At 56.1% G+C, this 13,590-nt stretch carries 11 protein-coding genes, 1 tRNA gene and 1 riboswitch; of the genes, 10 read left to right on the top strand and 2 right to left on the bottom strand.

Going from position 1 to position 13,590, the window contains the following annotated elements; all coding sequences use genetic code 11:
* From hemB to TAMC210_RS09590, 6 genes are all read left to right on the top strand, one after another.
* On the top strand, positions 1 to 987 hold the full coding sequence (gene hemB / locus TAMC210_RS09565) for a porphobilinogen synthase (RefSeq protein ID WP_173298579.1): 987 nt from the start codon (positions 1 to 3) through the stop codon (positions 985 to 987).
* The gene (gene nirJ2 / locus TAMC210_RS09570; protein WP_173298580.1) at positions 981 to 1,982 is read left to right on the top strand and encodes a putative heme d1 biosynthesis radical SAM protein NirJ2; all 1,002 of its coding nucleotides are present in this window, start codon (positions 981 to 983) and stop codon (positions 1,980 to 1,982) included. Before hemB ends, nirJ2 begins: the two co-directional genes overlap by 7 nt.
* Positions 1,975 to 2,454 (top strand): AsnC family transcriptional regulator, encoded by a 480-nt coding sequence (locus TAMC210_RS09575; protein ID WP_173298581.1) that lies wholly within the window; start codon positions 1,975 to 1,977, stop codon positions 2,452 to 2,454. Before nirJ2 ends, TAMC210_RS09575 begins: the two co-directional genes overlap by 8 nt.
* Positions 2,435 to 2,914, top strand: a complete 480-nt coding sequence (locus TAMC210_RS09580; protein ID WP_173298582.1) for an Lrp/AsnC family transcriptional regulator — start codon at positions 2,435 to 2,437, stop codon at positions 2,912 to 2,914. Before TAMC210_RS09575 ends, TAMC210_RS09580 begins: the two co-directional genes overlap by 20 nt.
* Before the next feature lie 84 nt (positions 2,915 to 2,998).
* Complete coding sequence (gene hemL, locus TAMC210_RS09585) at positions 2,999 to 4,309, top strand: glutamate-1-semialdehyde 2,1-aminomutase (RefSeq protein ID WP_277997707.1); 1,311 nt, start codon at positions 2,999 to 3,001, stop codon at positions 4,307 to 4,309.
* Positions 4,310 to 4,507: 198 nt separating this feature from the next.
* On the top strand, positions 4,508 to 6,448 hold the full coding sequence (locus TAMC210_RS09590) for a cell division FtsA domain-containing protein (RefSeq protein WP_173298583.1): 1,941 nt from the start codon (positions 4,508 to 4,510) through the stop codon (positions 6,446 to 6,448).
* 80 nt (positions 6,449 to 6,528) lie between these two features.
* Here the strand turns inward: TAMC210_RS09590 and TAMC210_RS09595 are convergent.
* Both TAMC210_RS09595 and TAMC210_RS09600 read right to left on the bottom strand, forming a co-directional pair.
* Positions 6,529 to 6,616: transfer RNA gene (locus tag TAMC210_RS09595), tRNA-Leu, on the bottom strand.
* Positions 6,617 to 6,863: 247 nt separating this feature from the next.
* The gene (locus TAMC210_RS09600) at positions 6,864 to 8,192 is read right to left on the bottom strand and encodes a transposase (protein ID WP_173297661.1); all 1,329 of its coding nucleotides are present in this window, start codon (positions 8,190 to 8,192) and stop codon (positions 6,864 to 6,866) included.
* Positions 8,193 to 8,583: 391 nt separating this feature from the next.
* Positions 8,584 to 8,669, top strand: a riboswitch (cyclic di-GMP riboswitch).
* Positions 8,670 to 8,853: 184 nt separating this feature from the next.
* Here TAMC210_RS09600 and TAMC210_RS09605 point away from each other — a divergent pair.
* From TAMC210_RS09605 to ubiE, 4 genes are all read left to right on the top strand, one after another.
* Complete coding sequence (locus tag TAMC210_RS09605) at positions 8,854 to 10,902, top strand: methyl-accepting chemotaxis protein (protein ID WP_173298584.1); 2,049 nt, start codon at positions 8,854 to 8,856, stop codon at positions 10,900 to 10,902.
* 120 nt (positions 10,903 to 11,022) lie between these two features.
* Positions 11,023 to 12,291 (top strand): sensor domain-containing diguanylate cyclase, encoded by a 1,269-nt coding sequence (locus TAMC210_RS09610; protein ID WP_173298585.1) that lies wholly within the window; start codon positions 11,023 to 11,025, stop codon positions 12,289 to 12,291.
* 146 nt (positions 12,292 to 12,437) lie between these two features.
* Positions 12,438 to 12,863, top strand: a complete 426-nt coding sequence (locus TAMC210_RS09615; RefSeq protein ID WP_256366491.1) for a QueT transporter family protein — start codon at positions 12,438 to 12,440, stop codon at positions 12,861 to 12,863.
* Positions 12,864 to 12,872: 9 nt separating this feature from the next.
* Positions 12,873 to 13,586 (top strand): bifunctional demethylmenaquinone methyltransferase/2-methoxy-6-polyprenyl-1,4-benzoquinol methylase UbiE, encoded by a 714-nt coding sequence (ubiE, locus tag TAMC210_RS09620; RefSeq protein ID WP_254388613.1) that lies wholly within the window; start codon positions 12,873 to 12,875, stop codon positions 13,584 to 13,586.
* Positions 13,587 to 13,590: the final 4 nt, after the last annotated feature.

Genomic DNA, 13,590 nt, shown 5'->3' on the forward strand with positions numbered 1-13,590 from the left:
TTGGCGGGTTTTCCTGTGGTTCGCCTGCGGCGCTTACGTTATAACCCCGTTTTGCGGTCTATGGTGCGGGAAACGGAGATAGAAGTTAAGGATCTTATTTATCCCCTCTTTGTTACCGCCGGGCGGGACGTAAAGAATCCGGTCCCCTCCATGCCGGGAATTTACCAGCTTTCGATAGACAATCTCCTTAAAGAAGCAGAGGAGGTAGTCGGCCTGGGCATCCCCGCCGTCCTCCTCTTCGGGGTCCCGGAGCCGGGGGAAAAGGACGAGGTGGCGACGCCGGCCTATGTCCCGGAAGGGATAGTCCAGCAGGCCGTCAGGGCCCTCAAGAAGGAATTTCCCGGTCTGCTGGTCATAACCGATGTATGCCTCTGTGAATACACCAGCCACGGCCACTGCGGCCTGGTGGACGGCGGGGTGATTTTAAACGATCCCACCCTGGAACTCCTGGCCAGGACGGCCCTTTCCCACGTGGAGGCCGGAGCGGATATGGTGGCCCCCTCCGACATGATGGACGGCCGGGTGGCCGCCATCCGCAAAAAGTTGGACGCCCACGGTTTTACCGAAACGCCCATTTTGTCCTATGCGGCCAAGTACGCCTCTGCCTTCTACGGTCCTTTCCGGGAGGCGGCGGGTTCGGCTCCCCAATTCGGCGACCGGCGCAGCTACCAAATGGATCCGGCCAACGGCCGGGAGGCCTTGCGGGAGGTCGCCCAGGACCTGGAGGAGGGAGCGGACATCATCATGGTTAAGCCCGCCCTCTCCTACCTGGATGTAATCCGGCAGGTCAGGAATCACTTTAACTGTCCGCTGGCTGCCTACAACGTCAGTGGGGAGTATGCCATGATCAAGGCGGCTGCCCTCCATGGATGGATTTCGGAGAGGGAAGTAGTCATGGAAGTATTGACTTCTATCAAGAGGGCCGGGGCCGACCTCATCATTACTTACTTTGCCAAGGACGTGGCCGGGTGGTTAAAGACATGTTAATCTCCTGGAATACAACAAATCAGTGCAACCTTTATTGCGATCACTGTTACCGCGATGCCGGGGCCAGGGCGGCAGAAGAATTGAACACCGACGAAGCCAAGGAGCTAATCGACGGGGCGGTACGGGCCGGTTTTCGCATTTTCATCTTCAGCGGTGGGGAACCCCTCCTGCGCCCGGATCTCCTAGAGCTGGTGACCTATGCCACTTCCCAAGGTCTCAGGGTAGTCCTGGGAACCAACGGGACCCTTTTGACCCCAGACCTGGCCCGGGAATTGCGCCGGGCCGGAGCCCGTGCTGTGGGGATTTCCCTGGACAGCTGTAAACCCGAAAAGCACGATAAGTTGCGCCACAAGACGGGGGCCTGGCAGGCAGCTTTGGACGGCATGGAGGCCTGCCGGTCGGCGGGCCTGCCTTTTCAAGTCCATACCACGGTTTTCGATTGGAACCGCGAGGAATTGGAGGAGTTGACGGACCTCGCCGTATCCCTGGGAGCCAAGGGTCACCATTTCTTCTTTTTAGTGCCCACCGGCCGGGCAGCCTCCCTGGAGGAAGAGGCCTTAAGGGCCGAGGAATACGAGGAAACCATCAGGACTGTACTGTGGAAACAACAACAGGTAAACATTGAGCTCAAACCCACGTGTGCTCCCCAGTTTATGCGCCTGGCCCGGGAAATGGGGTTGAGCCTGCCCTACAGCCGGGGATGCTTGGCCGGCATAGCTTACTGCCTTGTGGGACCCCGGGGCCACCTCCAGCCCTGTGCCTACTTAAATTTAGAAATCGGCAACGTGCGGGAGATTCCCCTGGATAGGTTATGGCAAGAAAGTGAGGTGCTTAAAAAGCTCCGGGGGCAAGACTACGGGGGCGTTTGCGGCCGCTGTCGCTACCGCACCCTTTGCGGCGGCTGCCGGGCCCGGGCCTACTGTTTTTCCGGCGACTACATGGCCGCCGATCCCTGGTGCCGCTACTACTGGGGAAAGGAGGAACGCGTTGGATAACCTGGACCGCCAACTTCTGAACCTAATCCAGCAGGATTTTCCCCTTACCGGTCGACCCTACCTGGAGATAGGTCGCCGCCTGAACTTGAGCGAAGGCGAAGTAATAAAACGGCTGAAAAAACTAAAAAAGGCGGGTATCGTCCGCCGGATCGGAGCCGTCTTTGACCTGCGGCGGCTGGGATATGTGAGCACCCTTTGTGCTCTTAAGGTGCCGCCTGAGCGCTTGGTAGAGGTGGCCGAAGTGGTCAATTCTTTTCCCGGCGTTACCCACAATTATCTCCGGGAACATGAATATAGCATGTGGTTTACCTTAATCGGGCCCAGCCGTCAAGACCTGGAGAGGACCATGGAGGAAATAAAAAGGCGAACGGGGTTGACGGAACTTCTGGAACTTCCGGCCGAGCGCTCCTTTAAAATAAGGGTTAATTTTAACCTGGAGGTCGGGGCGGACAATGGAAGGGCCGTTCTCTGAACTGGAGAAGAATATCGTGCGCTTTTTCCAGGGCGACATTCCCTTAGAACCCCGTCCCTTTGAAAGGGCGGCGCGGGAGTTGGGGATCAGTGAAGATGAAGTCCTTGATTATCTCCGGCGCTGGCAAAGGGAAGGGATTATACGGCGCTTCGGCGCCGCCCTCCGCCACCGGGAAGCGGGCATTGAGGCCAATGCCATGATCGTGTGGCAGGTTCCTTCGGAACAAATTCAAGCTGCCGGGAGCCGGCTGGCCTCCTTTCCGGAAGTGACCCACTGCTACCAGCGGAGAACCGCTCCGGGGTGGCCTTACAACCTCTTCGCCATGGTCCACGGGGCTACCCGGAAAGAGTGCGAGGCCCTGGCCCGCAGACTGGCGGCGGCTATTGACAACTACAATTACCGGATCCTTTTCAGCACGGCCGAGCTCAAAAAGGAAAGTATGCGTTATTTCTCGGACTAGGGTGCTTCCCAGGAAAATAAGATTAAGGTCTTCCCGCCGGTGGGGCAGGGAAGGGCTTCGGAAGCATTCCGGAGAAGGGGGTAAATGACAGTGTATAAGGAGTGGCCGCGTTCCAGCCGGGCCTACGCCGAGGCCGTGAAGGTAATGCCCGGAGGCGTGAACAGTCCGGTACGGGCCTTTAAGGCAGTAGGCATGGACCCGCCCTTTATAAGTCGCGGGGCAGGTTCGAAGATCTACGACATTGACGGTCACGAATATATCGATTTTGTAGGATCATGGGGTCCCCTGATCCTGGGCCACCGGCACCCGGAAGTCACGGCGGCCCTGGAGAAAACCCTCAAGGAAATGGGCACGAGTTTTGGTGCCCCTACGGAATTAGAAACGGAGCTGGCCCGCGCAATCACGGAAGCCGTTCCCTCCGTCGAGATGGTGCGCCTGGTGAATTCGGGCACCGAGGCCGTTATGAGTGCTATAAGGCTGGCCCGGGCTTTCACCGGAAGGGAGAAAATTATAAAGTTCGCCGGGTGCTACCACGGCCACGCCGATTATCTCCTCATCAAGGCGGGCTCCGGCGCCCTTACCTTCGGGGTACCTACCAGCCCCGGCGTACCAAAGGGTACGGCGGAAAATTCCCTGGTGGCTCGCTACAACGATCTGGACAGCGTCAAGGAGATTTTCCGCCACGTGGGGGAAGAAATCGCAGCGGTGATAGTAGAACCGGTGGCCGGGAATATGGGTTGCGTCCCCCCCAGACCAGGTTTCCTGGCCGGTCTGCGTGAGCTGACTAAGAAGTACGGGGCCCTGCTTATTTTTGACGAGGTCATGACCGGCTTCCGCGTGGCTTACGGCGGTGCGCAGGAGCTTTACGGCGTGCGTCCAGACCTTACCTGCCTAGGTAAAGTAATTGGCGGCGGGCTGCCGGTTGGAGCCTATGGAGGTCCCAAGGAAATAATGGAGCGGGTGGCTCCGGCCGGGCCCGTCTATCAGGCCGGCACCCTTTCAGGCAACCCCCTGGCGGTAGCCGCCGGGCTGGCGACCCTTAAGATTTTGGGACGCGGGGGAGCGTACGAAGCTTTGGAAAACAAGGCCAGATTTTTGGAAGAAGGCTTTCGGGAGGCCTTAGAGGAAGCAGGAGTGGTAGCGACCATCAATCGCGTGGGGAGCATGTTTACCGTTTTCTTTACTTCCGGAGAGGTGTACGATTACGAAACCGCCCTTTCCTCGGATACCGGCTCCTTTGCCCGGTATTTTCGCTCTATGTTGGAACAAGGTATATACTTGCCCCCCTCCCAGTTTGAGGCCGCTTTCGTATCCCTGGCCCATACCAGGGAGGACCTGGAAAAAACCATTGAAGCAGCCAAGGGCGCCTTTAAAGCCCTGCACCGGGCGGGATAATGGAGGAGCTTCTGCGGGGCCGGGTTACCTCTGCAATCTGTTTCCCGTTGAGAAGGTCGCGGCATCCCTTTTTAGCGCTTAAGGTGCCGGTAAACCTAGGAAAACGGGCCTGGCGGCGCACCTCCAGTTCCTTTAGCAGGAATCTCCCCTTCAAGGGAGAATTCTCAAAAAGTGTCGGTTTCAGGAGGTGCGGCAGCCTTGGAGGAGACAATCTTTGCCCTTGATGTCGGAACCCGGAAAGTAGCCGGCGTCATCCTGGCCCGGGAAAAGTCGAAACTGCGCCTCCGCGCCGCAGTTATCCAAGAACACAAAGAGCGGGCCATGGTAGACGGCCAGATCCACAATGTTCCGCTGGTGGCCGATGTTATACAACAAGTAAAGGAAAAACTCGAACGGAAAATCCGTTCTCCCTTGACGAAGGTAGCCGTGGCGGCCGCAGGCCGCGCCCTCATTACGCAGCAAGCCGCGGCGGAAAGGGAGGTTGACGTTGGAGAAGAAATAAGCGGTGAGGTAGTTCTGGCCCTGGAGGCCGACGCCGTTCAAGAGGCAGAGCAGCTTATTCTGAACCGTAAGGACGCCGCCGGTGATTATCACTGCGTCGGATACAGTGTAATTAATTATACTCTGGACAACAGTCCCATAGGCCATCTGGTAGGCCAGCGGGGTCACCGAATAGGAGTGGAAGTCATTGCTACCTTTCTGCCCCGGGTGGTGGTGGATTCCCTGGTTTCCGCCCTCCTGCGGGCGGGGTTGGAGATGACGTCCCTTACTTTAGAGCCCATTGCCGCGGCGGCCTTGGCCGTGCCTCCTGCTATGCGGGGGCTGAACATTGCCCTCGTCGACGTGGGTGCCGGCACTTCGGACATTGCCCTCGCGCGGGAGGGAAGTATTTCCGGTTACGCCATGGTGCCGGCGGCCGGGGATGAAATTACCGAGTACCTGGCCGACAAGCTGCTGTTAGATTTTAATACAGCCGAGGGAGTAAAAAGACAGCTGAACGAAAGGGAACGGGTCACCTTTACGGACATCGTGGGAAACAGGAGAGAATTGCCTTCTCACGAGGTTGTCGACCTCCTGACGCCGGCGGTCATCGAACTCACCCGTCAGATTGCGGAGCAAATTTTGCTTCTTAACGGGAAAGCGCCCCAGGCCGTCTTGCTAATTGGAGGGGGCAGCCTGACCCCGGGCCTTCCCCGTGCTTTAGCCCGTCAACTAGAACTGCCGGAGGATAGGGTAGCCGTTAGGAGCCGGGAAGTGGTAACCGACATCAGCGGTTCGCCCGGCTTTAGGGGTCCCCAGGCCATTACACCCCTGGGGATTGCCCTCACCGCCCTGCGGCGGGAGGGTCTTACCCTGTCCCAAGTACAGGTTAACGGTCGACCGGTCCAGCTCCTGGGTCACCGTAGGCTCACCGTCGCCCAGGCCTTGCTGGCCGCGGGCATACCGGTACGCCGCCTCTACGGCCGCCCCGGGCGGGGCATAGGAGTAGAGGTGAACGGCCGCCTGCATTTTATTAGGGGAGAGCCGGGTAGACCGGGACGGATTATCCTCAACGGGCAGCCTGTCTCCCTGGACCACCAGGTCAAAGGTGGTGATGTACTGCAGTTTATCCCGGGAGAGAACGGCGCCGATGCCCGGGCTAAAGTGGGGGACTTAGTTCCGGAGACTTCGGTTAAGGAGATAACCTTCAATGGACGCAGAATTATCCTCGAGCCGGTTATCCTAATGAACGGGAACGCGGTTTCCCGGGATGCGGAAGTTCCCGATCAGGCCAAGATAGAATATAACTCCCTGGAAACCGTGGCGGACGTGTTGCGCCATTTAGGGGAAAGCGATGACCGGCCGGTATTTTTGAACGGCCAGCGGGTCCAGCGGGAGGCCAGAGTAAAAACAGGCGATGTGCTGGAAACGGGCGCCAAGGCCACCTACCGCACGATAAAGATTAAGTTGAACGGTAAGGAGGTTGAACTCCCGCTAGGGACCAGCCAGGCCATTTTTGCCGACTTGTTTACTTATCTAGATATAGGGTCCACTCCGCCAGCGGGGAAGAAAACCCTCCGCATGGAGATAAACAACCGCCCGGCCGAGTTCACTTCGCCTTTAGAGGACGGCGATGAGATAATCCTGGAATGGATTTAAGCAGGCCAGGGGCCGCGACCCGAATAAGCCTGCTCCAAATTAGTCCAAAAGAAGAAAGGCCCTTTCGGGCCTTTCTTCTTTGGTGCGGCAGAAGGGATTTGAACCCCCACGGTCGCAGTGACCACTAGACCCTGAATCTAGCGCGTCTGCCAGTTCCGCCACTGCCGCATGCGCAAGTTTATTCTATCATCCTATTCCCGTATCTGTCAAGGGGGATAAAGTCCGAGGCATCTGCGTTGTGGCCGATTTTTTAGAAGGCCTTGACATAATCTTACAGAAGCAACCCTATAATTAATAGGGTAGGCGCCTCAGGAATATAAAAAGCCTTAAGGAGATGGCAAGCGTTGGTAAAATAACCCCAAAAAGGGTATATTACTTCTTCTACCACCCTTTATGGTAGTATCTACCACTTAATTTAGGCTGCCTTTACTAAACTGCGTAGGTTTTCTCCTTTCTTTTCTCGTATCCTCCCTAGCGCCATGGCCAGCATCACCGCTAACGCTAGAGCGCATGTTAAACTCATCTTCTTTAATCCTCGAATAAAGTGTTGCTCAAAACCAAAACTCTGGTCTAATCGGCTGTTTACTCGCTCCACCGCTGTACGCTTCTTGTAAAGTTCCTCCCAGCGGTAGCTGGAACGTGCTAGCGGCGTGAACACCCTCCGGTCTTCCTTAAGGGGTATCCGAATACTGCTCTTAACCGGACATTTATCTATTCCCTTGCATCTTAACCCATAATGCCTGGCCGGACAGCGGTATTTTAATGTTTCCCGGTCCTTCTCAAATCCTCCATAGGCCATCTCCCTCTTTATCCCCGTCTCCGGACAGTAACAGTATACTTTCCCCTTATAGTCGTATACTACGCTCTCCTGCCCCGCTATTAGTTTAGTTTCTTCCCCGTCTTTCCATTGGTTCCTTATGTCTATGACCGGCTTTATTTGATACTCTTCCCATAGCTCGATGATTAGTTCTGTGGAGTCGTAGGCCTTGTCTGCTGTAAGATATTTAATCCTTTCAAAGGTCCCCGGTGCCTTCTCTTTTACCCTCTCCAGAAGCTTGGGCGCCTCTTTTACTTCGCTCGCCGACGCCTTGGTAACTTTAAACCCTAGAGGCAGTTCGTATAGGGCATCTACTATTAGGTGCAGCCGAAATCCAAACCATTTCACTACTTTTTCCCACTGGCTGCCGTCTTCCCTCTTACCCCGGTAAACCTTACACCCCCAGTCTGCATCTTGTTCCCGCCGACCGTCAGGTCTAAGCTCCCCCACTTTTTCCTTCTTCCTCCCACGACTTAAGCTCGCCAAGGCTTTGCCGTCTATGGCCGCTACTTCTCCAAAACCCGGTAGTTCCTCCCTTAGCTCCTCTACCAGCCGGTAAAATATTTCTTCGACCTTCTCTTCTTTCTTAAGCAGTTTCCCCAAAAACCGGCTGTATACCCATGACGGCGGTACGGCTTTTTCTCCCTTCGTTAGGTCAAATCCGCATAGCTCTCGTAATTGGGCATTACGCCAAAGTTCCCGCCTTAAACTTTCTATCGAAGGATGTTGGTATACTATCCCTGCCAGTACAGAGTTCCATACGGCCCTTATGGGATAGTCATCCCGCCCATTCGCCCGTTCCTTCTCCAGTTCCACCATCAATTCTTCGTCCGGCATGTATTCAAGTACTAGCCTAAGTCGTTCGAGCTCCCCTAAATTTTCGATTTCCCTCCACCCAAAAAGCCTCTGTTGTGGTATAATAGCCATGGATGACCCTCCTTTGTTTGGTTGGTTTGGTCTTACTTAACAGATTCGCTCTGAAGGAGGGTCATCCTCTTTTTTGGGGTCAATTTTTTAATTCCTTAAACCCAATCCCCCTCAACCCCAACCAAATTCATGCCTTTCCCGGGGTAAAATTTTTTCCCCAATCCCTTCATACCTTCACCTTTCTTATTTCCGCGTCAGCGCAAATGGCTCAGTCCTGGCGGGGGGGGCAAAACGTGGGTATAATAATTGCCTTTACTCTGTATGATTTTTCCACCCTAGAGGAGGATTCTGGCAGCAGATGTCGAATTATGGCACAAAGGGGGCAGGAGCCGTATGGCGGCCCCGAGGGGAAGGCGTACGCCGCTCGTCAAGGTGAATAGGGGAAACAGGATCCCGCTAAGGGCAAAGCCGTCGAAAGGCGGGGGCGCAAAGCTGCGGGCCTAAGGCCTTATGGGCTAGGGCAGCCGGGCTGCCGGGAGACGACAGGGTTAGTTGCAATATATCGTATGGTACAGCTCTAGGGCCGCCCCAGGAGGGGGGCCTTTTGTTTGGCCGGGTGGGGTGATGTTTTGTTTTAGTACAGATACTCTTGAGCACATGAAAGGAGGGGAGGCCTGCCCCGAAGGCCGGAATCCGGTGTGAAGGGTTGCAGGGCTAAAGGATGAGCAATCTCAGTGTCAGGGGAAGTTTATTACTCAAGATGACTCTAGTGTTCGGGTTAATCGTCGCCATTGGGTGTCTGGTATTGTCGTGGGTAAGTGAGACCCGGGCAGCCGCCGCCCTGGAGGCGGAGGCAAGGGAGGCCATGCTGAAGGTGGCGCGCCAGGTTGCCGAAACCCAGGATAGCCGCATCCAGGCTCGGTTGTATGTAGTGGAAAGTCTGGCCAATAAGAATGTAATCCGCGGCAGGTCGGGCGATCGGGAAGCTACCCTTGCAGAGAAGGTTCAGTTGCTGAATGAGGAATTAGAGAAGGCGGGTTCCCTTGGCTTTAAGCGTTTGGCCGTCTTGGACAGGGATGGTAACGCAGTTTACCAGAACGGCAGCACAGCTAACCTCGCCGACAGGGAGTACTTCCGCCGGGCCATGGAGGGTAACACCAATGTTTCCACCAGCATGGTGAGCAAGGTTGATCAGACGGTGATTTTCGGCTATGCCGCTCCCATCCGCCATTATGCTACAGGCGAAATAGTGGGCGCTGTGGCCGGTATAGTAGATGGGGCCAAATTTAGCGAACTGGTGGGAAGCGTCACCTACGGCCGTACGGGGTACGCCTTTGCCGTAGACAGCACGGGGAAGATCATAGCCCACAAGGATACCCAGAAGGCCCTGGACCAGGAGAATATCCTAGAAGAAGCCCAGTCTGATGCCTCCCTGGCCTCTCTGGCGGATGTGGTAGCCAAGATGGTGCAAGGCGAAGAAGGAGTGTCCACTTATACCCTACAGGGTCAGGAGATGATCATCGCCTACGCACCCCTCAAGACCGCCGGCTGGTCCATAGCAGTCACTGCGCCCAGGGATGAGGTGCTGGAGCGGGCGGCCAGCCTGCGACAGTCGGTACTACTCGTATCCCTTTTGGTTACCGTCCTTGCTGTGGTACTGACCTATGTGATGGCCAGAAGCATTTCCACTCCTATCGCGGATTTGGCGCAAGTGGTCACGAAGTTTGCGGAATACGACTTTAGATTTGGTGAAAAAGACAAGGCAAGTCGACACTTGAAGAGAAAAGATGAGGTCGGGCAGATTGCCAATGCCCTCGCCGGCATGCAGAGTAATTTGGTCAATTTGATTAGGGACCTCAAAACGGAGGCCCAGACCCTGTCCGGCAATTCTGCCTCCTTAAGCGCTGCCTCAGAAGAGATGGCGTCATCCTCGGACGAAGTTGCCAAGGCCATTCAGCAGGTGGCCGCCGGAGCCGGGGAACAGGCCGGGCATCTCCAGGAGATATTGGGCCTTATGGAGAACATAACTACCAACCTGGAAAGGGTTAGGACGGCGCTCGGGCGGGTTAAGGCCAACAGCGAGGACACCTCGGCGCGGGCCGGCGCCGGCAAAAAGGAGCTGGATAACCTCGTAGGTTCCATCGAGGGAGTGCGGGAAGCCTTCAAGGTGGTCGTCGAAAAGCTGGAGGTTCTCCGGGACTCCGTCGGCCAGGTGGAGGAGATTTTAGAAGTAATCAACGGAATAGCCGAACAGACCAATCTACTGGCCTTGAACGCGGCCATTGAGGCGGCCAGGGCAGGAGAAGCTGGCCGGGGCTTTGCCGTGGTGGCCGAGGAAGTGCGCAAGCTGGCCGAGCAATCCCGGGCCTCTTCGGACAAGATAAGGGAGCTCCTGGGCAGCATAACTTTACGCACCGGCGAAGTGGTCTCCACCTCCGAAAAGGTAACCTCCGAGGTGGCCAGCCAGCTGAATAACGTAGAGAACACCATCAAGGCCTTTGACGATATACTGGCGGCGGTAACGGCCATAGGGCCTTTGGTAGAAGCAACCTATAGGGAAGTGGAGGCTACAGTACAGGCCAAGGATGTGGCGCTGGAGCGGGTCCAGAGCATAAGCGCCGTGGCTGAAGAAACATCGGCGTCTGCTGAAGAGATATCTGCGTCGGCAGAAGAGCTTTCGGCCTCTACCCAGGAAATAGCCTCCAATGCCCAGCAGGTCTTAGAGGTGGCCAGGCGGCTGGAAGGGCAGGTGGAGCGTTTCCAGGTCTAAAGGGCTCGGAATTCCCGCGGAGCGGGGAGGTCAAACCAGGGGGGCGCCTGCGCGGAGTTAGTTCAATTTGCCGCGCGTCAGGGGGGAATAGGTATTTCGTGCTTCCAAGGGACGAGTAAATTGGTCCGGCCGGCTGCGGCGATCCTCACGTTCGGCGTCCTTTATCTGATAGCGCGGGCCAACTACCTCCTCTACCACGCCCTGGTGGAAATATTTAGCGTGGTGGTAGCTTTCCTGATCTTTGCCATTTCTTGGCTGGTCAGGGACCGAGAACACGACTCTTTTCCCAGCGCTATCGGCGTGGGTTACGCCTTTGTGGGGCTTCTTGACATCACCCACACCATCGCCTACCGGGGCATGGGGATCTTCGCCCAAACCGGGGCCAACCCGGCCACCCAGCTATGGATAAGTGCCAGGTGGCTGGAAGCCGTTACCCTCCTTACAGCCCCCTTCGTCCATACGATTAGAGCCCGAACCCTCCTGTGGTGGACCTATGGGGCCTTTTTCGGCCTCGTGCTGCTGGCCATATTCTGGTGGAAGGTTTTCCCCATCTGTTACGTAGAGGGTTCGGGCCTCACTACTTTTAAAATAGGGGCCGAGTACGGGGTAATCGGCGTTCTGGTTCTGACCCTTTTGGTACTGCGCAAGCATAGCCCCCAAATACCTCCCGTTTTGGTAAGGTACCTTTCTTATGCTATTGTTGCTACTATTGTCAGTGAATTTTGCTTCACCCTGTACGTCGATGTTTATGACTTAGCAAATTTTGCCGGACACCTGGTAAAAGTGGCGAGCTATTACCTGCTCTTCTGCGGGATTGTCGAGAGGTGCATTCGGGAACCCCTCGCTAACCTCTACTACAGCCTCCAGAAGGAGAACATGCGCCTAAAGCGTGAGGCTTCCCTGGACTCCCTGACGGGTCTTTTTAACCGGGGGGCCGCTCTATTGTTAATCGAGGCCAAGTTGCGGGAGAGCCGTGTTGCCCGGGAGCCCTTCAGCCTGATGATGATCGACATCGACCACTTTAAGCAGGTCAACGATACCCACGGGCACCAGATCGGTGACGCCGTCCTAAGGGAGCTGGGTAACTTGATTCTTGGCACCGTGCGGTCCGGCGAAGATATTGTAGGGAGGTACGGTGGGGAAGAATTCATTTTGGCCATGGGCAATACCGATGCCGCCCGGGCCACCGCCGTAGCCGAGCGCATACGGCAGGAGGTCGCAGAGCATATCTTCGCATCTCCCTGCGGCAAGCCCCTTAAAGTGACGGTGAGCGTGGGTGTAGTGGAGGCCAGGCGAGGAGAACCGGTAGAAGAGATTATCCGGCGCGCCGATGAAGCGCTGTATCAGGCCAAGGCCAGGGGCCGCAATCGCGCCGAAGTTATGGGATGAACCCGCGGAGGTGAAACCCTGAAGGCTTCCTCAACCCTGTGGAAATAACGGGCGCGATGGGATATAATTTGGTTATGGCGTTAACCTTCCGCAGAGGAGGGGAGTAGCTACTGGCCTTATATGCTAACCGGGCCGCGCGGGGGGCCATCATTGCGGCGGTCTACGCTGTTATCACCATCGTGTTGGCTCCCATCAGTTTCGGCATGGTGCAAGTGCGAGTTGCCGAGGCCCTCACCCTGCTGCCTATAATATTTCCCGAAGCCATATGGGGGCTTTTCCTGGGCTGTTTAATCAGCAACATCTTTGGGGGAATGGGGCCTATCGACATTTTCTTGGGCAGCCTTACTACCCTCGTGGCCGCCTGGCTTACTTATCGCTTGCGCGGTTCTCCTCTCGCCTATGTACCGCCCATAGTCCTTAACGGGCTCATCGTAGGAGCTTATTTATCGTTTTTGCTGCAAGTAAATCTATTCCTTTGCATTGTCAGTGTTTCGGCCGGGGAAGCCGTGGCGGTATTGGGTCTGGGCATCCCCCTGTTGCGCCGGCTGCGCAAGTTATACCGGCAGGAATAGGTGATCCGGGTGGCTACGGAAAAGGAAGTATATGTCCGGGACCTTTTTAGCCATATTGCCCGGCGTTATGACTTGATGAACACCCTTTTAAGCTTTAACCTGGATAAATACTGGCGACAAGTGGCCGTAGGAAAAGCGGCTTTAAAACCGGGGGATAGGGTCCTGGACGTTTGCTGCGGGACGGGCATGTTGAGTCTAGCCCTGGCGCGGGCGGTATTTCCCCGGGGCAAAGTGGTGGGGTTGGATTTTTGTCCAGCAATGCTCGAAGTGGCCAGGGGCAATCTGGCCCGCAGCCCCTATGGAAATCTGGTGGAACTGGTAGAGGGCAATGCCGTATCCCTTCCCTTTGCCAGCGATACCTTCGACGGTGCCACCATCGCCTTTGCCCTAAGAAATGTTCCCGATATAGAAAAAACCCTACTGGAAATGAAGCGGGTAGTACGCCCTGGAGGACGGGTGGTGTCCCTGGAGCTGGCCAAACCCTCGTGGCCCCTGTTTAAGCAGCTTTATTATTTTTACTTCAACCGTGTAGTTCCTATCCTGGGCCGTTTGGGGGTGGGACTTAAGGATCCGTACAGCTATTTACCTCGATCCTTACAGGGCTTTCCCCACCAGCGCGAAATACTTGCCCTCTTCAATCGCATAGGGCTGGAAGAAGCTCAATGCATTGAGCTCACCGGCGGAATAGTGGCCGTCCATGTCGGCATTAAGGGAGAGGAATGAACCT

This window comes from Thermanaeromonas sp. C210 (genome assembly GCF_013167955.1).
GTDB lineage: Bacteria > Bacillota > DSM-521 > Neomoorellales > Neomoorellaceae > UBA12545.

Bases quoted from the DNA above. Each gene is read 5' to 3' on its own strand.
- nirJ2 (WP_173298580.1), top strand. From the start codon at position 981: ATGTTAATCTCCTGGAATACAACAAATCAGTGCAACCTTTATTGCGAT.
- TAMC210_RS09580 (WP_173298582.1), top strand. From the start codon at position 2,435: ATGGAAGGGCCGTTCTCTGAACTGGAGAAGAATATCGTGCGCTTTTTC.
- hemL (WP_277997707.1), top strand. From the start codon at position 2,999: ATGACAGTGTATAAGGAGTGGCCGCGTTCCAGCCGGGCCTACGCCGAG.
- TAMC210_RS09600 (WP_173297661.1), bottom strand. From the start codon at position 8,192: ATGGCTATTATACCACAACAGAGGCTTTTTGGGTGGAGGGAAATCGAA.
- TAMC210_RS09605 (WP_173298584.1), top strand. From the start codon at position 8,854: ATGAGCAATCTCAGTGTCAGGGGAAGTTTATTACTCAAGATGACTCTA.